The organism is Streptomyces sp. NPDC087270 (assembly GCF_044744625.1).
Classification (GTDB): domain Bacteria; phylum Actinomycetota; class Actinomycetes; order Streptomycetales; family Streptomycetaceae; genus Actinacidiphila.
Genome location: NZ_JBIUYR010000022.1, coordinates 142,845 through 164,508, shown reverse-complemented (window position 1 = coordinate 164,508; position 21,664 = coordinate 142,845). Strand labels below are relative to the sequence as shown.

Below are 21,664 nucleotides of genomic sequence, written 5' to 3'. Positions count from 1 at the left end.
GGGGTTGCGTAGGCCGTGGCGTTAGCATCTGCGGGTCGGACCCGAGGAACGGAGACTTCACCCGTGCGCCACCCTCGTGTAGGTGTTGCCATTCTGACGATGGGCACCCGGCCCGCGGAACTCCTCGCGCTGCTGGAGTCCGTGGCGGCGCAGGAGACCCCGGCGACGCGGGTGGTGGTCGTCGGGAACGGCTCGCCGCTGCCGGATCTGCCCAAGGAGGTGGCCACGGTCGAGCTGAGCGAGAACCTCGGGATTCCCGGCGGCCGCAACGTGGCGATCGAGGCCCTGCGGGAGTTCGGCGACGTGGACGTCGTGGTCGACCTGGACGACGACGGGCTGCTGCTGGGCACCGACGTCTTCACCCGGCTGTGCGCGCTGTACGAGGCCGACGACCGGCTGGGCGTGGTGGGTTTCCGGATCGCGGACGAGCGGGGGCGCACCGCCCGCCGGCACGTGCCGCGGCTGCGGGCGTCCGATCCGATGCGCGGCGGGCTGGTGACCACGTTCCTGGGCGGCGGGCACGGCCTGTCGATGCGGATGCTCGACGAGATCGGCGGCTGGCCGGACCCGTTCTTCTACGCGCACGAGGAGACCGACCTCGCCTGGCGCGCGCTGGACGCGCGCTGGAACGTCCGGTACGCGCCGGAGCTGGTGCTCCAGCACCCGTGGACGTCGCCGACCCGGCACGCGGTCTACTACCGCAACCTCGCGAGGAACCGGGTCTGGCTGGCCAAGCGCCACCTCCCGGTGCTGCTGGTGCCCGCGTACCTGGGGGTGTGGACGGCGCTGACCGTGGCGCGCACCCGGTCGGGGGCCGGGCTCAAGGCGTGGTGCGCGGGGTTCGTCGAGGGCGTGCGTACGCCGTGCCCGCCGCGCCGCCCGATGCGGTGGTCCACCGCGTGGCGGATGACCCGGCTCGGCCGGCCCCCGCTGATCTGATCGCGCCGATCGATCAACGGGGGCTCGGCGAGGCCGGGTTCAGGGCTTCAGCGCTCCAGCAGGGTGACGTCGCGCACGGCGCCCTTGTCCGCGCTGGTCGCCATCGCCGCGTACGCGCGCAGCGCGGTGGAGACGTGGCGGGTGCGGTCGCGGGGCGCGTACACGCCGTTCAGGGCCTCCCGGCGGGTGGCCAACTCCTCGTCGGAGACGAGCAGTTCCATGGTGCGGTTCGGGATGTCGATCCTGATCCGGTCACCGTCCTCGACCAGCGCGATGGTGCCGCCGGAGGCCGCCTCGGGCGAGGCGTGGCCGATGGACAGGCCCGAAGTGCCGCCGGAGAAGCGGCCGTCGGTGACCAGCGCGCAGACCTTGCCCAGGCCGCGGCCCTTGAGGAAGGACGTCGGGTAGAGCATCTCCTGCATGCCCGGGCCGCCGCGCGGACCCTCGTACCGGATGACCACCACGTCGCCGGGGGTGACCTGCTTGGCGAGGATCTTCTCGACGGCCTCCTCCTGCGACTCGCAGACGACGGCCGGGCCCTCGAAGGTCCAGATCGACTCGTCGACGCCCGCGGTCTTCACCACGGCGCCGTCCACGGCGAGGTTGCCGCGCAGCACCGCGAGGCCGCCGTCCTTGGAGTAGGCGTGCTCGACGTCGCGGATGCAGCCGCCCGCCGCGTCGGTGTCGAGGGTGTCCCACCGCTCGGACTGGGAGAACGCCTCGGCGGAGCGGACGCAGCCGGGGGCGGCGTGCCACAGCTCGACGGCTTCCGGCGACGGGGAGCCGCCGCGCACGTCCCAGGTGTCGAGCCACTGCTTGATCGAGGGCGAGTGCACGGTGTGCACGTCCTCGTTGAGCAGCCCGCCGCGGTAGAGCTCGCCGAGGATGGCGGGGATGCCGCCGGCCCGGTGCACGTCCTCCATGTAGTACGTGCCGCCGGGTGCCACGTTGGGCGCGACCTTGGCCAGGCACGGCACGCGGCGCGAGACCTCGTCCATCTCGCTGAGGCCGTAGGTGACCTCGGCCTCCTGGGCCGCGGCCAGCAGGTGCAGGATCGTGTTGGTGGAGCCGCCCATCGAGATATCCAGCGCCATCGCGTTCTCGAAGGCGGCCGGGGTGGCGATGGCGCGCGGCAGCACCGACGTGTCGTCCTGCTCGTAGTACCGCTTGGCCAGGTCCACCACGGTGGCGCCGGCCTTCTCGTACAGCGCGCGGCGGGCGGTGTGGGTGGCGAGCACCGAGCCGTTGCCGGGCAGGGCCAGGCCGATCGCCTCGGTGAGGCAGTTCATCGAGTTGGCGGTGAACATGCCGGAACACGAGCCGCAGGTCGGGCAGGCGTTCTCCTCGATGCGGAGGATGTCCTCGTCGGACACGTCGTCGTTGACGGCGTCGGAGATCGCGTTGATCAGGTCGAGCTTGCGGACGGTGCCGTCGACGAGGGTGGCGCGGCCGGCCTCCATGGGCCCGCCGGAGACGAAGACCGTCGGGATGTTGAGGCGCAGCGCGGCCATCAGCATGCCCGGGGTGATCTTGTCGCAGTTGGAGATGCAGATCAGGGCGTCCGCGCAGTGCGCCTGGACCATGTACTCCACGGAGTCGGCGATCAGGTCGCGGGAGGGCAGCGAGTAGAGCATGCCGCCGTGGCCCATCGCGATGCCGTCGTCCACGGCGATCGTGTTGAACTCGCGCGGCACCGCGCCCGCCGCGAGGATCGCCTCGGAGACGATCCGGCCGACCGGCTGGAGGTGCGTGTGACCCGGTACGAACTCGGTGAAGCTGTTGGCGACCGCGACGATCGGCTTGCCGATGTCGGAGTTGGCGACGCCGGACGCGCGCATCAACGCGCGGGCGCCGGCCATGTTGCGGCCGTGGGTGACCGTACGTGACCTCAGCTCGGGCACGGTTTCCCCTCCTTCTTGGACCCGGGTTTCGCCCCTCGGGTCCACTTCGCTCGTACGAGTCTGCGCTGCCGGGACTCGCGACTGCCTGGACGACGAGCCTACGCCCGCGGCCCAGGATTCGGACGTCCCGTCCGCATGGTGGCCCCGGGCCGGAGGGAGGGGCGGGCCCGGAGAGGAGGTCGGGCCGGCGGGGAGGGTCAGGGCACCCGGACGGCAGCGAGGTGCAGCCGGGTGAAGGCCAGGGCCTCCGCGAGGTCCTCCTCGCGTTCGGCCGCGGACATCGCCCGCCGGGTGTTCACCTCGATCACCACGTGCCCGCCGAAACCGCCGGAGGCCAGCGCGCCCAGCAGTTCCGCGCAGGGCTGCGAACCGCGCCCGGGCACCAGGTGCTCGTCCTTCGCCGAGCCGTTGCCGTCGGCCATGTGCACATGGGCCAGCCGGTCGCCCATCCGCGCGGCCATCTCCAGCGCCTCGCTGCGCGAGGTGGCCGCGTGCGAGAGGTCGACCGTGAAGTGCCGGTAGTCCTCCTTGGTCACGTCCCAGTCGGGGGCGTACGCGAGCATCTCGCGGTCGCGGTAGCGCCAGGGGTACATGTTCTCCACGGCGAACCGGATGTCCGTCTCGTCGGCCATCCGCCACACCCCGCGCACGAAGTCGCGGGCGTACCCGCGCTGCCAGCGGAAGGGCGGGTGCACCACGACGGTGGAGGCGCCCAGCCGCTGGGCGGCGGCGCGGGCCCGCAGGAGCTTGGTCCACGGGTCGGTGGACCACACCCGCTGGGTGATCAGCAGGCACGGCGCGTGCACCGCGAGGATCGGCACCTGGTGGTAGTCCGACAGCCGGCGCAGCGCCTCGACGTCCTGGCTGACCGGGTCGGTCCACACCATGACCTCGACGCCGTCGTAGCCGAGCCGCGCGGCGATCTCGAACGCGGTCGCGGTGGACTCGGGGTAGACCGAGGCGGTGGACAGCGCGACCTTCACGTCCTTCCTGCCGGACGAATCGCGCATTCCCGAAATACCGGACACGGCGGCGACGCGGCCTCGGCGGGCGTCGCGCGCCTCGGGTCGGTCCGCTGCTTCTGGCACGCAAGCCAGCGTACGGCGACCGGCCGGACGAACGGCACCGCCGCCGGTGGGACGGCGCCCGGCCGACCGCCGCCCGGCCGCCCGTGGAGCCGCCGGACGGCCCCCGTATGACACGCGCCACGTGGACGGCCGCGCGGCCGCTCGTACGCCCGCGGGTGACCCCTCGTACGCCTGCGCGCGGTCGCTCGTACGCCCGCGGGTGGCCGCTCGTACGGCAGCCCGCGGCGGCGCCGGCTCAGGCGGGGCGGCGGGCCACCGAGGAGGCGGGCAGGTCCTCCGGGGCCACCGAGGAGGCGGCCGGGCCGGGACCCGCGGCCCGGTCCCGCGCGGCCGAGGCCACCTCGCCCACCATCACGTCGAGCTTGCGCAGGATCACCCCTTCGCGCAGCGCCCACGGGCAGATCTCCAGCTCGTCGACGTCGAAGAGGTCCATCGCGCCCTCGGCGACCAGCGCGCCCGCCAGCAGTTGCCGGGCGCGGCCCTCGGAGACGCCGGGCAGCGCGGAGCGGCGGGCGGCGCTCATCGCGGCCAGCCGCGGCACCCACTCCTCCAGCACCTCGCGCCGCAGCGTGCGCTGCACGTACAGGCCGTCCGCGCTGCGGGCGGCGCCGCCGATCCGGGCGAGCTGGCGGAACGTCTTGGAGGTACCGACGGCGTGGTCGGGGCGGCCCAGCCGGGCGAACTCCGGCACGGCACGCGCTATCTCGGCCCGGGCGTGCTTGCGCAGGGCGCGCACGTCGGCGGTGGCGGGCGGGTCGCCGGGCAGCCAGCTGCCGGTCAGCCGGCCGGCGCCGAGCGGCAGGGAGACGGCCGCGTCCGGGTACTCGTCCATGCCGAAGGCGACCTCCAGCGAGCCGCCACCGATGTCCAGCACCAGCAGCCGGCCCGCGGACCAGCCGAACCAGCGGCGTACCGCGAGGAAGGTCAGCCGGGCCTCGTCGGCGCCGGACAGCACCGTCAGCCGTACGCCGGTCTCGCGCTCGACCCGGTCCAGCACCTCCTCGCCGTTGGCGGCCTCGCGGATCGCGGAGGTGGCAAACGCCAGGACGTCCTCGACGCCCTTGTCCTCCGCCACCCGCATCGCGTCCGCGACGGTGCTCACCAGCCGGTCCACCCCGGTCCCGCCGATCGCGCCGCGCACGTCGAGCAGCTCGGCCAGCCGCAGCTCGGCCTTGTGCGAGTACGCCGGCAGCGGCCGCGCGCCCGGGTGCGCGTCCACCACCAAGAGGTGAACGGTGTTGGAACCCACGTCGAGCACTCCCAGTCGCATGGGCAGCACTGTAGCCAGCGGCGCTCCCGGGTGGCGCCGGCCGGCGCCGCCCGTATTCGGCGCCGGGTCCGGCACCCGCGTTCGGCGGCCTTCTTCGTACCCGCCGACCCGCTCCGGTCCGGCGCCCCGGACCCGCGTGACCGCATTCGGCGCATTACGGTCTTACGCTTGGGCGCGTGGCGAAGGTGAAGACCCGCAAGGGCACGAAGAAGAGCGCCGGGACGACCGCGGCGAGCAAGGCAGGCGTGCCCGACGAGGCCGGGCTGGACTTCGCCCGGGCCTGGGTGGAGTTCGTCGACCCCGCCGACGAGGAACAGGTCTTCCGGTGCGACCTGACCTGGCTCACCTCGCGCTGGACGTGCGTCTTCGGCAGCGGCTGCCAGGGCATCGTGGCCGGCCGGGCGGAGGACGGCTGCTGCTCGCTCGGCGCGCACTTCTCGGACGACGACGACGAGAAGCGGGTCGCCGGGCACGTGGCCCGACTCACCGCGGACGACTGGCAGTTCCACGACATCGGCACCGGCGCGGACGGGTTCTGGGCCGAGGAGAACGAGGACGGCGAGCGGCAGACCCGCGTGGTGGACGGCGCCTGCGTCTTCTCCAACCGGCCCGGGTTCGCCGGCGGGCAGGGCTGCGCGCTGCACGCGCTCGCGCTGCGCGAGGGCCGCGAACCGCTGGAGACCAAGCCCGACGTGTGCTGGCAGCTGCCGATCCGCCGCACCTTCGACTGGGTGGACCGGCCCGACGACAGCCGGGTGCTGGTCGTGTCGATCGGGGAGTACGACCGGCGCGGGTGGGGCCCCGGGGGCCACGACCTGCACTGGTGGTGCACCTCGGCGACCTCCGCGCACGGCGCGGGGGAGCCGGTCTACGTCTCCTACCGGCCCGAGCTCACGGAGCTGATGGGGGCGGCCGGGTACGCGGAACTGGCGGCGCTGTGCGAGGCGCGGCTGGCGTCCGCGCTGCCCCTGGTGGCGCCGCACCCGGCGGACCCGGCGACCCCCCGGGAGTAGCCGCGGGCTGCGTCCCGGGGTTCCCTGCGTCCGAGGGTCCCCTGTGTTCGAGGGTTCCCCGCCCGCTCACCCGGAGGGGGTCGCCGATGCGGACGGCGTGGAGCTGTCCGTGGGAGTGGCCGACTGCGTCGGAGGGGTGCTGCTCGGCGGCGGAGAGGGCGAACTCGGCGGCGGGGAGCTGCTCTCGGTGCTCCCCCCGGTCGGCGGCGCGGAGACCGGTGGCACCGACCGCCGGGAGGACCCCTGCAAGGTGACCGTCGCGTCGCCCGGCGTGAACCGGATCTGCGCCGACCACGACCCGGACGGCTCCAGGGAGCGGTCCACCCGGACCTCCAGAGTGACCGTTTCCCCTGGCTTCAAGGTGCCCGAACGCGCCGAGAACTCCAGCCAGTACGCGGACGTGGCCGCCACCCACCTCACCGGCGCGGCGCCCCCCGCAGTGAGCGTGACGTACGTACGCCCGTAGCCAGGCCGCGCCGAGACCTCCAGCCACCCCGCGCCCTTGGGCACCGAGGAGGCCGGCGGCGCGGTGCCCCCGCTGACCGCCACGGTCGCGTCCTGCGGCGCCCCCGCGGACGACGGCGCCCCCGAGCCCTCCGGCGCGGCGGGCGCGCTCGGTGACGGCCCGGCGTTCCCCGCCTTCTCGTACGGCACCCCGTCGATCCCGTCCGGCGCGGACGCGCTGCGCCCGTCGTGCGAGTTCTCGCCCAGCGGGGTGGCCCGGTAGGCCGCCCACACCGCGAGCACGGGTGCGGCGACGACCGCCGCGACCACCGTGGTGGTCACCGCCCGGTGCCGCAGCACCGCCCGCCGGGCCGCCTTGTCGCCGAGGTCGGTGGGGAAGCCGCGCCGGTCGAAGCGCGGCGTGGACTCCCGGGCCCGCCCGAACCCGGTGTCCATGGCGTGCAGCAGCGCCGCGTACGCCGCCGAGCGCGGCGCCTCCACCAGCGGCAGCACCGCCGCGGCGTCGGCCGCGCCCGGCCACGGCCCGTCGGCGACGACCCGCTCGGCGGTGCGCCGGCACACCGGGCAGTCGTCCACGTGCCGGACCAGTTCGGTGCGCAGCGCGGTACCGAGCAGCACCTGCGTGTCCCCGGCCAGCTGCGCCACCTCCGGGCAGCTGCCGGTGTCCACGACGGCCATCGCCGTACGGGTCCGCTCCACCTCGCAGGCGGCCCGGGCCAGCCGGGTCCTGGCCGCTTCCGCGTCGAGCCCGACCACATGCGCGACTTCACGCGGCGCGAGCTGGTGGCGTACCGCCAGCTCCAGCGCCTCACGCTGCTCCGGACTGGTGCCGGCCGCCTCCGGCCAGGCCAGCGAGGCGAGTTGGGCCCGCCGCTGCTCGGCCACCGACTCCGAGGTGTGCGGCGCGACCGGCTTGCCCGCCGCGAGCCGGCGCAGGCACACCCACCGGGCCAGCGCGTACAGCCACGGCCTGCGCAGCCCGGGGTCGCGCAGCCTGACCCGCTGCCGCTCGGCCAGCGCCAGCACCTCGCCGAGCGCGCCGGACGCCGCGTCGTGCTCGCACAGGATGGACAGGCAGTACGTGAACAGGCCGTCGAGATACGGCTCGTAGTGCGCCGGAGGCTGCATGGGCAGCGTGCCCTGCGGCCGCCGGGCACGGCCCTCACGGCGGCCGCCGTGCACCCGGCCGGCCCGCTCGGGCTCCGCGTCGGCACACGGCCGTCCGGCCGGAGCGCGGTGTTTGCGGTGGGCTCCGGTGCTCTGCGTCGGGTTGGGGCTTTCCTGCCTGCTCATCACCGGGCGACGGTAGGCCCGTGAACGCCCTCGGTTCAGCACTCCCGGCCTTGTTTAACCCATATGGGTAATGATCCACCACAAAAAGGGGACAGGACGGCCACACGTACGAGTGAACGCGGTTGTCCGCCCCGCCCGCTACGGTGAACCGCATGGCCACCCGCAAACCCGCGTCCAAGGACCGCCCCTCCTATCGCTGCACCGAGTGCGGCTGGACCACGGTGAAGTGGCTCGGCCGCTGCGGCGAGTGCCAGGCCTGGGGCACCGTCGAGGAGTTCGGCGGCGCGCCCGCGGTCCGCACCACCGCCCCCGGCCGGGTGACATCAGCCGCCCGCCCGATCGCCCAGGTCGACGGCACCCAGGCCACCGCCCGCTCCACCGGCGTACCCGAGTTGGACCGGGTGCTCGGCGGCGGCCTGGTGCCCGGCGCCGTCGTCCTGCTGGCCGGCGAGCCCGGGGTCGGCAAGTCCACGCTGCTGCTCGACGTGGCCGCGAAGGCGTCCGGGCCGCAGCACCCGACGCTCTACGTCACCGGCGAGGAGTCCGCCTCCCAGGTGCGGCTGCGCGCCGACCGGATCGGCGCCCTCGCCGACCACCTCTACCTCGCCGCCGAGACCGACCTGTCCGCGGTCCTCGGCCACCTCGACGACGTCAAGCCGGCCCTGCTCGTCCTGGACTCCGTGCAGACCGTCGCCTCGCCCGAGATCGACGGCGCGCCCGGCGGCATGGCCCAGGTCCGCGAGGTCGCCGGCGCCCTGATCCGGGCGTCCAAGGAACGCGGCATGTCCACGCTGCTGGTCGGCCACGTCACCAAGGACGGCGCGATCGCCGGGCCCCGGCTGCTGGAGCACCTGGTCGACGTCGTGCTCAGCTTCGAAGGCGACCGGCACGCCCGGCTCCGGCTGATCCGCGGGGTGAAGAACCGCTACGGCGCCACCGAGGAGGTCGGCTGCTTCGAGCTCCACGACGAGGGCATCACCGGGCTCGCCGACCCCTCCGGGCTCTTCCTCACCCGCCGCGACGAACCCGTGCCCGGCACCTGCCTGACCGTCACCCTCGAAGGGCGCCGCCCCCTGGTCGCCGAGGTGCAGGCGCTCACCGTGGACACCCAGATCCCCTCCCCGCGCCGCACCACCTCCGGCCTGGAGAACTCCCGGGTGTCCATGATGCTGGCCGTCCTCGAACAGCGCGGCCGGATCAAGTCCATCGGCAAGCAGGACATCTACACCGCCACCGTCGGCGGGGTGAAGCTCACCGAGCCCGCGGCCGACCTGGCGGTGGCGCTGGCGCTGGCCAGTGCCGCGATCGACACGCCTCTGCCGAAGAACCTCGTCGCCGTCGGCGAGGTCGGCCTCGCCGGCGAGGTGCGGCGCGTCACCGGCGTCCAGCGCCGCCTCTCCGAGGCCCACCGCCTCGGCTTCACCCACGCCCTCGTTCCCCCCGACCCCGGCAAGATCCCTGCGGGCATGCGCGTCACCGAAGTGGCCGACATCTCCGACGCCCTCCGCACCCTCCCCCGCCGCGCCTGACCCCCCCGGGGTGTAAGTGCGGCTCCCCCGTGCTCGCCCCGAAGGGACCCGGGCATACTCAGGGGCGCGAGGAACTGCGCGCGCAACCCGCAACGAACCGGTGTGAACGCACGACCGCAAGGGCCACCCCCTCAGGGGCGCGGGGAACTGCGCGCCCAGCAGGCCACCAGGAGCACCCGGCAACGGCGGGAAACCGTAGCGGCGAGACCCCTTCGTACCCCCCACAAACAGGTGGTCCCTCAACCGACAGCACCCCCCACCCCGGGCGGGTCCGCCCAAGCCCCCCGCAGGGAGTCGTAAACTTTGCCCAAACGCAGCGACCGTGAGGAGCAGAGTGGCAGCCAACGACCGGGCAGGGGGCGCCGCCCCGGCTCGTAGGGCAGCGGGCGACTCCTCCGGGCGCGCCGGCAGCGGGCTGGGCAGCGACGGCGGCCTGATGCGCGCCTCACTGAGCGCGGTCGCCCCGGGCACCGGCCTGCGGGACGGCCTGGAACGGATCGTCCGCGGCAACACCGGCGGCCTGATCGTCCTCGGCATGGACAAGACCGTCGAATCGCTCTGCACCGGCGGCTTCGTCCTGGACGTGGAGTTCACCGCGACCCGGCTGCGCGAGCTGTGCAAGCTCGACGGCGCCCTGATCCTCGACAAGGACATCACCAAGATCCTGCGGGCCGGCGTGCAACTCGTGCCGGACCCGACCATCCCCACCGAGGAGACCGGCACCCGGCACCGCACCGCGGACCGGGTCAGCCGCCAGGTCAACTTCCCGGTGGTGTCGGTCAGCCAGTCGATGCGACTGATCGCGCTGTACGTCGACGGGCAGCGCCGCGTCCTGGAGGACTCCGCGGCGATCCTGTCCCGCGCCAACCAGGCCCTGGCCACCCTGGAGCGGTACAAGCTCCGGCTCGACGAAGTGGCCGGCACCCTGTCCGCGCTGGAGATCGAGGACCTGGTGACGGTGCGCGATGTCACCGCCGTCGCCCAGCGGTTGGAGATGGTCCGCCGGATCGCCACCGAAATCGCCGAGTACGTCGTGGAGTTGGGCTCCGACGGGCGCCTGCTCGCGCTCCAGCTCGACGAGTTGATCGCCGGCGTGGAGCCCGAACGCGAGCTCGTCGCGCGCGACTACGTCCCCGAGCCGACCGCCAAGCGCAGCCGTACCGTCGTGGAGGCGATGGCCGAACTGGACGCGCTGCCGCAGAACGAGTTGATCGAACTCACCACGGTGGCACGCGCGTTGGGCTACACCGGGTCGCCGGAGTCGTTGGACTCCGCGGTCTCGCCGCGCGGTTACCGGCTGCTGGCCAAGGTGCCGCGGCTGCCGAACACCATCATCGAGCGGCTGGTCGAGCACTTCGGCGGCCTGCAGAAGCTGCTCGCCGCCAGCGTGGACGACCTCCAGACCGTCGAGGGCGTCGGCGAGGCCCGCGCCCGGTCGGTCCGCGAGGGCCTGTCCCGGCTGGCCGAGTCCTCGATCCTCGAACGGTACGTGTAAGTCCGGCCGTTCAGCCGGCCCGGCCGGCGTCCGGCCGGTTCAGTCGTCCGTGAGCTGGAAGGACGCCTGCTTGCTGCCGTACCCGGGCTTCTGCAACTGCACCAGGTAGGTGCCGGGCTTGGCCTGCGCACCCTTCGGCTTCGCGCACTGCGGCGAGCTGGTCTTGCCGTTCCAGTTCAGCGTGTAGGACATCGAGGAGTGCGCGGGGACCTGGAGCAGGTGGGAGCCGGTGGTCGGGCAGTCGTCCGACGCCCAGACGTGGCTGGCGCCCGGCGCGCCGGTGACCGTGAACACCGCGCTCTTCGGACCGACGTCGATCTTGCAGCCGGCCGCGCCGGAGTTCGTCGCCACCAGCCGGAACTCCGGGTTCTGGCCGGGCTGGTAGGAGTTGCGCACGCTGCTGAGCGAGAGCGTGACGGTGCCCGGGGCGCAGGTCGGCAGCGAGGAACCGGCCGGCACTTCCTGGCCGGGCGCCGGCACCGTGCCGCCGGTGCCGCCGCTGCCGGAGCCGGCCGTACCCGCGCCTGCCGCGGAGCCGCCGTCACCCGCGCCGCCGTCACCCGCGCCGCTCGAAGAGCCGTCGCCCGCACCGCCGTTGGTACCGCCGTTGTCGCCGCCACCGGACGAGCCGCCGGACGAGTCGCTCGGCGCGGTGTCGCGGCCGCCGGGCTCCCCGCCGTTGTGCGGGCCGGACGGCGTGGGACCCGGGGTGATCGTGGCCGCCGGGGTGTGCGAGTCGGCGGGGGCGCTCGCCCCGTGGCCTCCGCCGCCACCACGGAAGTTGACCACCCATACCGCGATCGCCGCCGCCAGCGCGAGCAGGCACAGCAAAACAGCCCGCCGCCGCCAGTAGATAGACGATGGCAGAGGTCCGACGGGATTGCGCACAGAGCCCACAGACGCACTCTAGGGGAGATCAGTACCGTGGTGTCGCACCACCCGCCGCCATACGTCCGCTCTTTGCCGATCATCACGTTTACATCGCCCCGAAGTTGCCCCTCTCGGCACCCCAACTCGCCGCCGCCCGGCGCCATCCGCGGCACCCCCGACCCCGTCGTCACTCTGACGTGATCATCGGTAGCTGTCCGTGTCCATTGTCCCTGGCATGTGCGAGGATCGACCCGCGATGAGCAACGACCTCTCCTCCACCCAGCTTCCGGCGTCGCCCCTCTCGACGGACGACGCCGCGGCCGGCGCCCCCGGCGGCTCCGCCCGCCCCGCGTCGGTGACCACCCCTTCCTCCACGCCCGCACCCGAACCCGAACCCGCGCCCACTCCCTCATCCGACTCCCCGGCGCCCGTTCCCGTCGTGCTGCCCGCCGCCGGGGCCCTGCACGGCACCGTGATCGACTGGTTCGACGAACACGCGCGGGACCTGCCCTGGCGGCGGCCCGACGCGGGCGCCTGGTCGGTGATGGTGAGCGAGTTCATGCTGCAGCAGACCCCGGTGAACCGGGTGCTGCCGGTGCACGCGGAGTGGCTGGAGCGCTGGCCGCGCCCGGCCGACCTCGCCGCGGAGTCGCCGGGCGAGGCGGTCCGGGCCTGGGGCCGGCTCGGCTACCCCCGGCGCGCCCTGCGGCTGCACGCCGCCGCGACGGCCATAGCACATCAGCACGACGGCGAAGTACCCCGCGAGCACAGCGAGTTGCTGGCCCTGCCGGGCATCGGGGAGTACACCGCGGCGGCCGTGGCATCGTTCGCGTACGGCCGGCGGCACATCGTTCTCGACACGAACGTGCGACGGGTCTTCGCACGGGTCGTCACCGGTGTGGAGTACCCGCCGAACGCCACGACGGCTGCGGAGCGCAAGATCGCGGCCGCCCTGCTGCCCGAGGACGACAGCACCGCGGCGCGATGGGCCGCGGCCACCATGGAGTTGGGCGCGCTGGTGTGCGCGGCGCGCTCCCCGCGGTGCGGCAGCTGCCCGCTGGCGGCCCGCTGCGCCTGGCGGTTGGCCGGCTCCCCCGCGCACGAGGGCCCGCCGCGGCGCGGCCAGACGTACGCGGGCACCGACCGGCAGGTGCGCGGCCGGCTGCTGGCGATCCTGCGGGCGAGCCGCAACCCGGTGCCGCGCGCCCTGCTGGACACCGCCTGGAGCGAGCCCGTACAGCGTGCCCGCGCGCTCGACGGCCTGATCGCGGACGGTCTCGTGGAGCAGCTGCCCGACGACCACTTCCGCCTGCCGGTCTGACCGAGCCGGCCGGCTCCCGTGCGCAGTGCGGGTGCGGGTGCGGGTGCGGGTGCAGGTGCGGGCCGGAGGGATGCGAACCCCCGGAGGGTGTCACGGCAGATCCCGCCGCTCCCCCGCGACCGCCCGGGCGGGGGCACCTCCGCCCGGGCGGCGCAAGGGGCCGCTCTGCCACAGCCCGCACCCTGGTGTCACCACCCGCACGCTCACGCCCCCGCCCGGCCCCGGCGACCGTTTTACCGCCGCCCGGCGTCCCGTTCCCCCGCCGTCCGTTCCCCCGCCGTCCGTTCCCCCGCCGCTCGACCGCCGGGACGCCCGGGACGCCCGCCCGCATATCGGTGCCGCGCCCCTCTCCGCCCCCTCCCCCGGGCGCTGTTACACAACCGATGGGTTGCTGTGCGGTCGTCGTGCGGTGCTGGTCGCCAAAGCCCAACATCCGGTTCGTAGCGTCGATAGCGGCCGTGGGAGGCGTTCTCGTCGGCCCGTGAACGGTAGAGCGTTATCGGCGGGGTGGAGGCGGCACAGATGGCGGCGAACAGCGGGGTTCTGGAGTTCGAGGAGTACGTACGGACCCGGCAGGACGCCCTGTTGCGCAGTGCCCGGCGACTGGTGCCGGACCCGGTGGACGCCCAGGACCTGGTGCAGACCGCGCTGGTGCGTACCTACCCGCGCTGGGACGGCATCGCCGACAAGCGGCTCGCGGACGCGTACATGCGCCGGGTGATGATCAACACCAGGACCGAGTGGTGGCGCAGCCGGCGGCTGGAGGAGGTGCCGACCGGCGACCTGCCCGAGTCGAGCGTCGACGACGGCGCCGAGCAGCGCGCCGACCGGGAGATGCTGCGCGACGTGATGCGGGTGCTGGCGCCGCAGCAGCGGCAGGTGGTGATCATGCGGCACTACGGCCAGCTCAGCACCGAGGAGACGGCCCGTGCGTTGGGGATGTCGGCGGGTACCGTGAAGAGCACGCTGCACCGGGCGCTGGCCCGGCTGCGGCACGAGCTGGAGCACGGCAGGTACGGGTACACGCGGAGGGAGAGCCAGTGCGCCGCATAGCGCTGACTGCCGCCGTGGGTGCCTTCGCCTGCGTCACGGCCGCGGGCTGCGGTACGACGGTGACCGGTGCGCGGCAGGAGGGCCCGGCGCCCACCGCGACGATGAAGACGCCGGACACCGGCGCGCCCGCGCTCGCCGCCGACCCCGCCGCGCTGGCCGGGATGGTGCGGCGCGACTCCAGCGTGAGCGCCGACGTGCGGGAGGACCTGGAGCCGTGCACGGCCGGCGACGCCGACGACGACTCCGACGGCACCAGCCCGTCCGACGCGTCCGACGCCACCTACCCGCTGGACACCGACTCCGGCGACCTCACCTCGGGCGACGGCCCGGACCTGGTGGTCAACGTCACCACCTGCGGCGACGGCCTCGGCATCGCCGCCTACGTGTACCGGATGACCGGCACGAAGTACCGCTGCGTGTTCGCCGACGAGCGCTCCCCCGTCTACGGCAGCGTGATCAACGGCCGGCTCCAGGTCGTCCACGAGGTCTACCGGACCGATGACGCGGTGGCGTACCCGACCGGTGAGGAAACGGTCACCTACGCCTGGCACGGCACCCACTTCCTCCAGGTCTCCCGCTCCTACTTCGACTTCGGCGCGAAGACGCCCTCCGCGAAGCCCGAGCCGACCTCCACCGAGCCCGCGCCGCTGCCCAGCTCCGAACCGCTCGACCCGGGACTGCCGTCGGACACCGACCCGACCACGTCGCCCTCCCGGACGCCCTCCGCCACCGCGGAACCCAGGTCCTCGGCCGGCGCCGCGCGGGTCGGCAGCGCGAGTGGGGGACGATAGGGACATGGCCGCCACCCACGTGTTGTTCGTCGAGGACGACGACGTCATCCGCGAGGCGACCACGCTCGCCCTGGAACGCGACGGCTTCCAGGTCACCGCGGCCCCCGACGGCGTCGCCGGGCTGGAGTCGTTCCGGGCACGGCAGCCCGACCTCGCCCTGCTCGACGTGATGGTGCCGGGCATCGACGGAGTGAGCCTGTGCCGCCGCATCCGCGACGAGTCCATGGTCCCGGTGATCATGGTCTCGGCGCGGGCCGACGCGATCGACGTGGTGCTCGGCCTGGAGGCCGGCGCCGACGACTACGTCACCAAGCCGTTCGACGGCGCGGTGCTGGTCGCCCGCATCCGCGCGGTGCTGCGCCGTTTCCGCGCCGCCTCCCCCAGCGAGGAGGTCGACGAGGGCGCCGTGCTGTCCTTCGGGGACATCGAGATCGACCCGGAGGGCATGGAGGTCACCCGGGCCGGCCGCCGGCTGGCGCTGACCCCCACCGAGATGCGGCTGCTGCTGGAGTTCGCCGGCGCCCCCGGCACCGTGCTGTCCCGCGACCGCCTGCTGGCCCGGGTCTGGGACTACGCCTGGGGCGGCGACACCCGCGTGGTCGACGTCCACGTGCAGCGGCTGCGGACGAAGATCGGCCAGGACCGGCTGGAGACCGTACGCGGCTTCGGCTACAAGCTGAGGGCCTGAGGTGGCCGCGTACGAGCCGCCGCGTTCGCCGGTTCCCGGGCCCGCCCGCGATCCGGCCGCCACCGTTCCGGCGCCGGCCGCGATACCGCGCCCGGCCCGCGAGCGCTTCCCCGCGCCGCCCGATCCGCCGGCCGCGCCGCCCGCACCGGGTTCACCGAGTTCACCGGGTCCACCGGACGTACCGGGCTCGCTCGACCCGCTCGATCGCGAACTCCTCGACGGCGAGCCGTTCCACGCGTTCCCCGGCGCCCCCGGCGATGACCGGTCCGACCCTTCCGACCTCACCGAGCCGACCGACCCGGGCCCCTCGTCCCGTCGCCGCCGGCGCCCCTCGGACCGCCCGGCCCCCCGCGGCACCCGCCCGTCCCTGTCCGCCCGGCTCGGCCGCCTCGGCCGGCTCTGCGCCCGCCTGACCCGCAGGGCCCGCCGCGTCCTGCGGCGCCACCCGCTGCTGCGCCGCCTGCTCCTGCGCCGCGGCCTGCGCTGGAAGATCAGCGCGGCCATCGCCGCGGTCTCCGCCCTGGTCGTCCTCACCCTCAGCCTGGTCGTGCACAACGCCGCCCGGGTCAGCATGATCAACTCCACCCGGGACGTCCAGGACGAACGCGTCCAGTCCGCGCTGCGGATCTACGAGGCCACCGGCCGGCTGGTCTTCTACGCCCGGCTCGACGACCCCGACCTGCCCCCGGCGCTCAAGAGCTACGCCGCCAAGGGCCAGCGCGCCACCTACGTCGCCGCCGGCCGCCACGGCGCCCCGACCGTATGGGCCGAGACCCCGGCCGGCGGCCACCACGTGCTGTCGCTCAAGAGCGCCTTCAGCGACCGCTACTCCGTACTGGTCGACCTCGACCAGGCGCTCATCGTCGGCTCCATCACGGTGGTGGTCGGCGGCACCGCGATCGGCGTGCTGATCGGTGGCCGGATGTCGCGCCGGCTGCGCAAGGCCGCCACCGCGGCCCGCAAGGTCGCCGACGGCGACACCCAGGTGCGGGTGCGCGAGGCGATCGGGGGCCGCCGGGTCCGCGACGAGACCGACGAACTGGCCCGCGCGGTCGACGGCATGGCCGACGCGCTCCAGCTGCGGCTGGAGGCCGAGCGCCGGGTCACCGCCGACATCGCGCACGAGCTGCGCACCCCCGTCACCGGCCTGCTCACCGCCGCGGAACTGCTCCCGCCCGGCCGCCCGTCGGAGCTCGTCCGGGACCGGGTGCACGCGCTGCGCACCCTCGTGGAGGACGTCCTCGAAGTGGCCCGGCTGGACGGCGCCGCCGAGCACCCCGAACTCCAGGAGATCGCGCTCGGCGAGTTCGTCCGCCGCCGCGTGCCCGTGCTCGCGCCCGACGCCGAGGTGGTGGTCGCCGAGGACGCCGTCGTGCAGACCGACCCCCGCCGCCTGGAGCGGGTACTCGGCAACCTCCTGGCCAACGCGCTGCGGCACGGCGCGCCCCGGATCGAGGTCCTGGTCGACGGTGCGTTCGTCCGGGTCCGCGACCACGGCCCCGGGTTCCCCGCCGACCTGCTGCGCGAGGGGCCGAGCCGCTTCCGTACCGGCCGCACCGACCGCGCCGGCGGCGGCCACGGCCTGGGGCTGACCATCGCGGTCGGCCAGACCCGGGTGCTCGGCGCCCGCCTCACCTTCCGCAACGCCCCCGCCTCGGAGGGCGGCGGCGCCATCGCCCAGCTCCTGCTCCCCCGCGCCTGATCCGGGCCGGTCGGCTCGGCGCGGCCAGGAGGCTCAGCCGGGCACGTCAGCCCAGCGGGGCCGGGGGCCCGGCCCCCGACCCCATCCACCCCGGCCCGGCGCCGTACTCCCAGGCCCGGCGCCGTACTCCCAGGCCCGGCGCCGTACTCCCAGGCCCGGGCCTGTATCCCGGCCCCGTACTCCCAGGCCCGGCCCCCGTACCCCTGGCTCCGTACTCCCGGGAGTGCGGGCCCGGCACTGCGCTCTCAGATCGCGTCGACCTGCACCGGCGCCCCGCCGTCCGCCGGGTCCGCGGCCTTGGGACCGGACCCGCGCAGCGGCGTCTCGATGACGAACAGCGCGGCGATGAAGCCGAGCACGCTGACCATCGCGCCCCACAGGAAGACCTGGTGGGTGCCGGAGGACACCGCGTGGAAGTACCCGTCCTTCACCGTGGACGACAGGCGCGCGACCGCCTTGGGGTCGAGCTGGGCGCCGCCGCCGAGCGCGGCCGAGCCCTTGTCGCCCAGGCGCGCGGTCATGACGTCCTGCACCCGGTGCGAGAAGAGCGCGCCGAACAGCGAGACGCCGAAGGAGCCCCCGATGGTGCGGAAGAGCGTCGCCGAGGAGGAGCCCACACCCATGTCCCGCATCTCCACGCTGTTCTGCGCCACCAGCAGGGTGATCTGCATGATGCAGCCCATACCGGCGCCGAGCACGGCCATGTAGATGCCGGAGGTGGTGCGGGATGTGTCGACGCCCATCGTCGACAGCAGGTAGAGCCCGACGGTGATCAGCACGCCGCCGACGATCGGGAAGACCTTGTACCGGCCGGTGCTGGAGGTGAGCCGCCCGGCGACCATGGACACCAGCATCATCGCGAGCAGCATCGGCAGCAGGAGCAGGCCGGAGTTGGTGGCGGAGGCACCCTGCACGGTCTGCTGGTAGAGCGGCAGGAAGGTCATCGCGCCGAACATCGTGAAGCCGACGAGGAAGCCGACCACCGAGATCAGCGAGAAGTTGCGGCTGCGGAAGATGCGCAGCGGCAGCACCGGCTCCGCGGCACGGGTCTCGACGAAGAGGAAGCCGGCCAGCGCGACCAGGCCGAGCACCAGCAGGCCGAGGATCTGCGCGGAGCCCCAGGCGTACTGCGTGCCGCCCCAGGTGGTGAGCAGCACCAGCGAGGTGATCGCGACGGTGAGCAGGCCTGCGCCGAGGTAGTCGATCCGGACCGCGCCGCCGGGCTTCTTCTTCGGCAGGTGCAGCACGATGGTGATCACGGTCAGCGCGACCGCGCCGATCGGCAGGTTGATGTAGAAGCTCCAGCGCCAGCCCCAGTTGTCGGTGATGGAGCCGCCGACCAGCGGGCCGCCGATCATCGCCACCGCCATCACGCCGGCCATCATGCCCTGGTACTTGCCGCGCTCGCGGGGCGGGATCAGGTCGCCCATGATCGCCATCACGCCGACCATCAGGCCGCCGGCGCCCAGCCCCTGGATCGCCCGGAAGGCGATGAGCTGGTCCATCGACTGGGACATCCCGGACAGCGCCGAGCCGACCAGGAACAGCACGATCGAGGTGAGGAAGATCCCCTTGCGGCCGTACATGTCGCCGAGCTTGCCCCAGATCGGGGTGGAGGCGGCGGTGGCCAGGGTGTAGGCGGTGACCACCCACGACAGGTGGTTGAGGCCACCCAGCTCGCCGACGATGGTGGGCATCGCGGTGCCCACGATCATGTTGTCGAGCATCGCGAGCAGCATGGCGATCAGCAGACCCCCCATCACCACCCGCACGCTGCGCTGGCGCGGTTCGGCGGCAGCAGGCGGTGTGTCACTGCGAGGCGTGTCGGTCTGGGTCATGACCGGCGTCCCTTCCTCCGGGAGGAGGGCGGAGTCGTTCACTGAACTTACTTGCCGCCCGGCTAGTTATCTCGTCCAGCAGCAAGGTAGGACCCTAACTAGCCGGGCGTCAAGTAAGTGCGTAAGGTCGTGGTGGGGCCGTACCGTGAGTGGGCCCGTCACGCCGTGACCGTCCGAGGTCACGCGTAGTGCAGCAGGAGAGCGACCGCCATGGCTACACCGCACCACGCTCGGCGCAGCGATACGCGCCGCCGCATCCAGGACGTCGCCCTGAAGCTCTTCGCCGAGCAGGGGTACGAGAAGACGTCGCTGCGAGAGATCGCCGAGCGACTGGATGTCACCAAGGCCGCGCTGTACTACCACTTCAAGACGAAGGAAGACATCCTGATCAGCGTCTCGGAGGACCTCACGGCCCCGATCGACGAGCTGATCGCCTGGGCCCAGGGCCAGCCGCGCACGCTGGACACCAAGCAGGAGCTGCTGCGCCGCTACGGCGACGCGCTGTGGGGCGCCACCGACCTCTTCCGGTTCTTCCAGGAGAACCAGGCCACCGTTCGCGACCTGGCCATCGGCGAGTCCTTCAAGAGCCGGATCACCGCGCTCAGCGAGCTGCTGAAGGAGCCGGACTCGCCGATGACCGCGCAGGTGCGCTCGCTGACCGCGCTCTTCGCGATGCACGCGGGGATGTTCGCCATGCAGAACATCGCGGGCGGCGCCGAGGAGAAGCGCGCGGCCGTCCTCGCGGTCGCCCTCGACCTGGTCGCCCAGGCGGACGCCGACCTCGTCACCGGCTGAGGCCGGACGCCGGGCATACGGGCGCGGGGCCGCGGGGCTCGGGACTACGGGCCCCGGGCTCCGGGCCCCGGCACCGCCGCACCAGGGCGGGCACGGCGGCGGAACACGCGAAGGGGACCCGGGCATCACCGATGCCCGGGTCCCCATTTCGAGGGTCGCGCCCGCCTTACGGGTTGACGCCGTGCGCGCGCAGGAAGTGCAGCGGCTCGACCGAGGAGCCGTAGTACGGAGTGGTCCGGACCTCGAAGTGCAGGTGCGGGCCGGTCGAGTTGCCGGTGGAGCCGGACAGGCCGATCTTCTCCGCGGTGTTCACGTGCTCGCCCACGTGCACGCCTATCTTCGACAGGTGGCCGTACTGCGTGTACAGGTGCGACCCGTGCTTGATCACGATGTTGTTGCCGTAGGCGCCGCCCCAGCCGGCCGTCACCACGGTGCCCTCGTGCGCGGCGCGGACGGTGGTGCCGCTGTTGACGACGAAGTCCTGGCCGGAGTGGGTGTGAATCCAGTGCGGACCCGCCTGCGCGTAGCCCGCGCCCAGCTTGTAGCCGGTGGTCGGGGTGACCCACGACGCCTGGAGCTTCTTGGCCTTCGCGGCGGCCTTCACCTTCGCGTCCGCCTTCGCCTTGGCGTCGGCCTTCGCCTTGGCCGCGGTCTGGTCCGCGGCGGTCTTCTGGCTGACCGCCTGGGCGTGCACGGCGTCGGAGATGCTGGCGACCGTTTCGGCCGACATGAAGCCCGAGGCGCTCTGGGAGGCCGCGGCGTCCTGGGAGGAGGAGTGCGACGTGGCGGCGAACGCCGCCGTAGAGCCCAGCGCGAGCGCCACCACCAGGCCGCCGCCCACTACGGCGACCCGGCCGCGGGTGACGGTCTTCGGGGAGCGGTTCTGCGTCGTTGAGTTCTTGCGCATGAAGAAATGACCTCACTGGATGGGGGAGCGGCGAATCCGGCAGCGGTCCGTCGCGAATCCTTGGTAACCCGACATTCCGGGCACTGGCAAGGACCCCCCTTACTACGGACATTCGTAGCCGAAAAGATGCTTGATGTCCGAATTGCCCGATGCAGGTTCCTTGTAGGTACACGCCCCCGCCCCACGCACTATTTCCGTTAGTAAGTGGTCCGCGTCACGTGGGACACCTCACCGGCACTACGGTGGGAACGGCTTTCCGTGGAGCATCGGGCGCGGCTCCGGCGGAGGATTCCGAGCGTTCCCGGACCGGCGGGTCCGGGCCGAGAGGGGGGGCGGAAGAACCATGACCGCACAGGACCAGACCCAGGACGCGGCCGGGCCCGCGCTGACCGGCATGGAGCTGGCCGACGCCGTCGAGGCGGTACGGGCCGGGCTGATGGAGGGCGCGGTGCGCGGCGCCGGCGCGAACGTACGGTTCGAGGTCGGCGAGATCCACATGGAGTTCACGGTGGAGCTACAGCGGACCAGGACCGGCCGCGGCGGCGTCAAGGCGTGGATCGTCGAGGCCGGCGCGGAGGCCGCCCGCACCTCCGGCGCCACCCACACCGTCTCCCTGACCCTGCACCCGAAGTCCGCCACCGGCGGCTTCCTCGAGATCAAGGCCCCGGACGACGCGAACCCGTCGAGCGTGCAGTACGAGGGCTGA

The 21,664-nt window shown here is 73.6% G+C and carries 18 protein-coding genes; 11 read left to right on the top strand and 7 right to left on the bottom strand.

Annotated features, from left to right (window positions below; translation table 11 throughout):
• Positions 1-63 precede the first annotated feature (63 nt).
• A complete protein-coding gene (locus ACIPAE_RS34065) occupies positions 64-939 on the top strand; it encodes a glycosyltransferase family 2 protein (RefSeq protein ID WP_329366087.1) in 876 nt (291 codons plus the stop codon).
• Between the two features lie 47 nt (positions 940-986).
• Here ACIPAE_RS34065 and ilvD read toward each other — a convergent pair whose 3' ends face one another.
• The 3 genes from ilvD to ACIPAE_RS34050 all read right to left on the bottom strand — a co-directional run bounded on the left by ilvD (position 987) and on the right by ACIPAE_RS34050 (position 5,198).
• Positions 987-2,840 carry a dihydroxy-acid dehydratase gene (ilvD, locus tag ACIPAE_RS34060; protein WP_402450575.1) on the bottom strand — a complete coding sequence of 618 codons (1,854 nt, stop codon included), beginning with the start codon at positions 2,838-2,840 and terminating at the stop codon, positions 987-989.
• 197 nt (positions 2,841-3,037) lie between these two features.
• Positions 3,038-3,850, bottom strand: a complete 813-nt coding sequence (locus tag ACIPAE_RS34055; RefSeq protein ID WP_328467678.1) for a sugar phosphate isomerase/epimerase — start codon at positions 3,848-3,850, stop codon at positions 3,038-3,040.
• A 313-nt stretch (positions 3,851-4,163) separates the two neighbouring features.
• A complete protein-coding gene (locus ACIPAE_RS34050) occupies positions 4,164-5,198 on the bottom strand; it encodes a Ppx/GppA phosphatase family protein (protein ID WP_329366092.1) in 1,035 nt (344 codons plus the stop codon).
• 176 nt (positions 5,199-5,374) lie between these two features.
• On the opposite strand from ACIPAE_RS34050, the gene ACIPAE_RS34045 reads away from it, so the two are divergent.
• Positions 5,375-6,211 carry a hypothetical protein gene (locus ACIPAE_RS34045; RefSeq protein WP_402450570.1) on the top strand — a complete coding sequence of 279 codons (837 nt, stop codon included), beginning with the start codon at positions 5,375-5,377 and terminating at the stop codon, positions 6,209-6,211.
• A 66-nt stretch (positions 6,212-6,277) separates the two neighbouring features.
• Here ACIPAE_RS34045 and ACIPAE_RS34040 read toward each other — a convergent pair whose 3' ends face one another.
• Entirely contained in the window at positions 6,278-7,969 is a 1,692-nt protein-coding gene (locus ACIPAE_RS34040) for a hypothetical protein (RefSeq protein WP_402450568.1), read from the bottom strand.
• 152 nt (positions 7,970-8,121) lie between these two features.
• On the opposite strand from ACIPAE_RS34040, the gene radA reads away from it, so the two are divergent.
• A complete protein-coding gene (gene radA, locus ACIPAE_RS34035; RefSeq protein ID WP_328467672.1) occupies positions 8,122-9,498 on the top strand; it encodes a DNA repair protein RadA in 1,377 nt (458 codons plus the stop codon).
• A gap of 334 nt (positions 9,499-9,832) precedes the next feature.
• On the top strand, positions 9,833-10,993 hold the full coding sequence (gene disA / locus ACIPAE_RS34030; protein WP_402450564.1) for a DNA integrity scanning diadenylate cyclase DisA: 1,161 nt from the start codon (positions 9,833-9,835) through the stop codon (positions 10,991-10,993).
• A gap of 39 nt (positions 10,994-11,032) precedes the next feature.
• Here the strand turns inward: disA and ACIPAE_RS34025 are convergent, their stop codons facing one another.
• Positions 11,033-11,824, bottom strand: a complete 792-nt coding sequence (locus tag ACIPAE_RS34025) for a hypothetical protein (protein WP_402450563.1) — start codon at positions 11,822-11,824, stop codon at positions 11,033-11,035.
• A 295-nt stretch (positions 11,825-12,119) separates the two neighbouring features.
• On the opposite strand from ACIPAE_RS34025, the gene ACIPAE_RS34020 reads away from it, so the two are divergent.
• From ACIPAE_RS34020 to ACIPAE_RS34000, 5 genes are all read left to right on the top strand, one after another.
• Positions 12,120-13,184 carry an A/G-specific adenine glycosylase gene (locus tag ACIPAE_RS34020; protein ID WP_402450561.1) on the top strand — a complete coding sequence of 355 codons (1,065 nt, stop codon included), beginning with the start codon at positions 12,120-12,122 and terminating at the stop codon, positions 13,182-13,184.
• Positions 13,185-13,706: 522 nt separating this feature from the next.
• Positions 13,707-14,237 (top strand): SigE family RNA polymerase sigma factor, encoded by a 531-nt coding sequence (locus ACIPAE_RS34015; protein ID WP_328467668.1) that lies wholly within the window; start codon positions 13,707-13,709, stop codon positions 14,235-14,237.
• Complete coding sequence (locus tag ACIPAE_RS34010; protein ID WP_329366103.1) at positions 14,225-15,028, top strand: hypothetical protein; 804 nt, start codon at positions 14,225-14,227, stop codon at positions 15,026-15,028. Before ACIPAE_RS34015 ends, ACIPAE_RS34010 begins: the two co-directional genes overlap by 13 nt.
• 4 nt (positions 15,029-15,032) lie before the next feature.
• On the top strand, positions 15,033-15,716 hold the full coding sequence (gene cseB, locus ACIPAE_RS34005) for a two-component system response regulator CseB (RefSeq protein ID WP_366412604.1): 684 nt from the start codon (positions 15,033-15,035) through the stop codon (positions 15,714-15,716).
• Positions 15,717-16,167: 451 nt separating this feature from the next.
• Positions 16,168-17,418 carry a HAMP domain-containing sensor histidine kinase gene (locus ACIPAE_RS34000; RefSeq protein ID WP_329374054.1) on the top strand — a complete coding sequence of 417 codons (1,251 nt, stop codon included), beginning with the start codon at positions 16,168-16,170 and terminating at the stop codon, positions 17,416-17,418.
• Between the two features lie 245 nt (positions 17,419-17,663).
• Here the strand turns inward: ACIPAE_RS34000 and ACIPAE_RS33995 are convergent, their stop codons facing one another.
• Positions 17,664-19,256 (bottom strand): MDR family MFS transporter, encoded by a 1,593-nt coding sequence (locus ACIPAE_RS33995; RefSeq protein WP_402450558.1) that lies wholly within the window; start codon positions 19,254-19,256, stop codon positions 17,664-17,666.
• A gap of 210 nt (positions 19,257-19,466) precedes the next feature.
• Between ACIPAE_RS33995 and ACIPAE_RS33990 the strand changes: the two genes are divergently transcribed.
• Complete coding sequence (locus tag ACIPAE_RS33990) at positions 19,467-20,051, top strand: helix-turn-helix domain-containing protein (RefSeq protein WP_329366110.1); 585 nt, start codon at positions 19,467-19,469, stop codon at positions 20,049-20,051.
• Between the two features lie 166 nt (positions 20,052-20,217).
• Here the strand turns inward: ACIPAE_RS33990 and ACIPAE_RS33985 are convergent, their stop codons facing one another.
• Positions 20,218-20,958 carry a M23 family metallopeptidase gene (locus ACIPAE_RS33985; RefSeq protein ID WP_366412605.1) on the bottom strand — a complete coding sequence of 247 codons (741 nt, stop codon included), beginning with the start codon at positions 20,956-20,958 and terminating at the stop codon, positions 20,218-20,220.
• 343 nt (positions 20,959-21,301) lie between these two features.
• Here ACIPAE_RS33985 and ACIPAE_RS33980 point away from each other — a divergent pair, with 343 nt between their 5' ends.
• Positions 21,302-21,664 (top strand): trypco2 family protein, encoded by a 363-nt coding sequence (locus tag ACIPAE_RS33980; RefSeq protein ID WP_366412606.1) that lies wholly within the window; start codon positions 21,302-21,304, stop codon positions 21,662-21,664.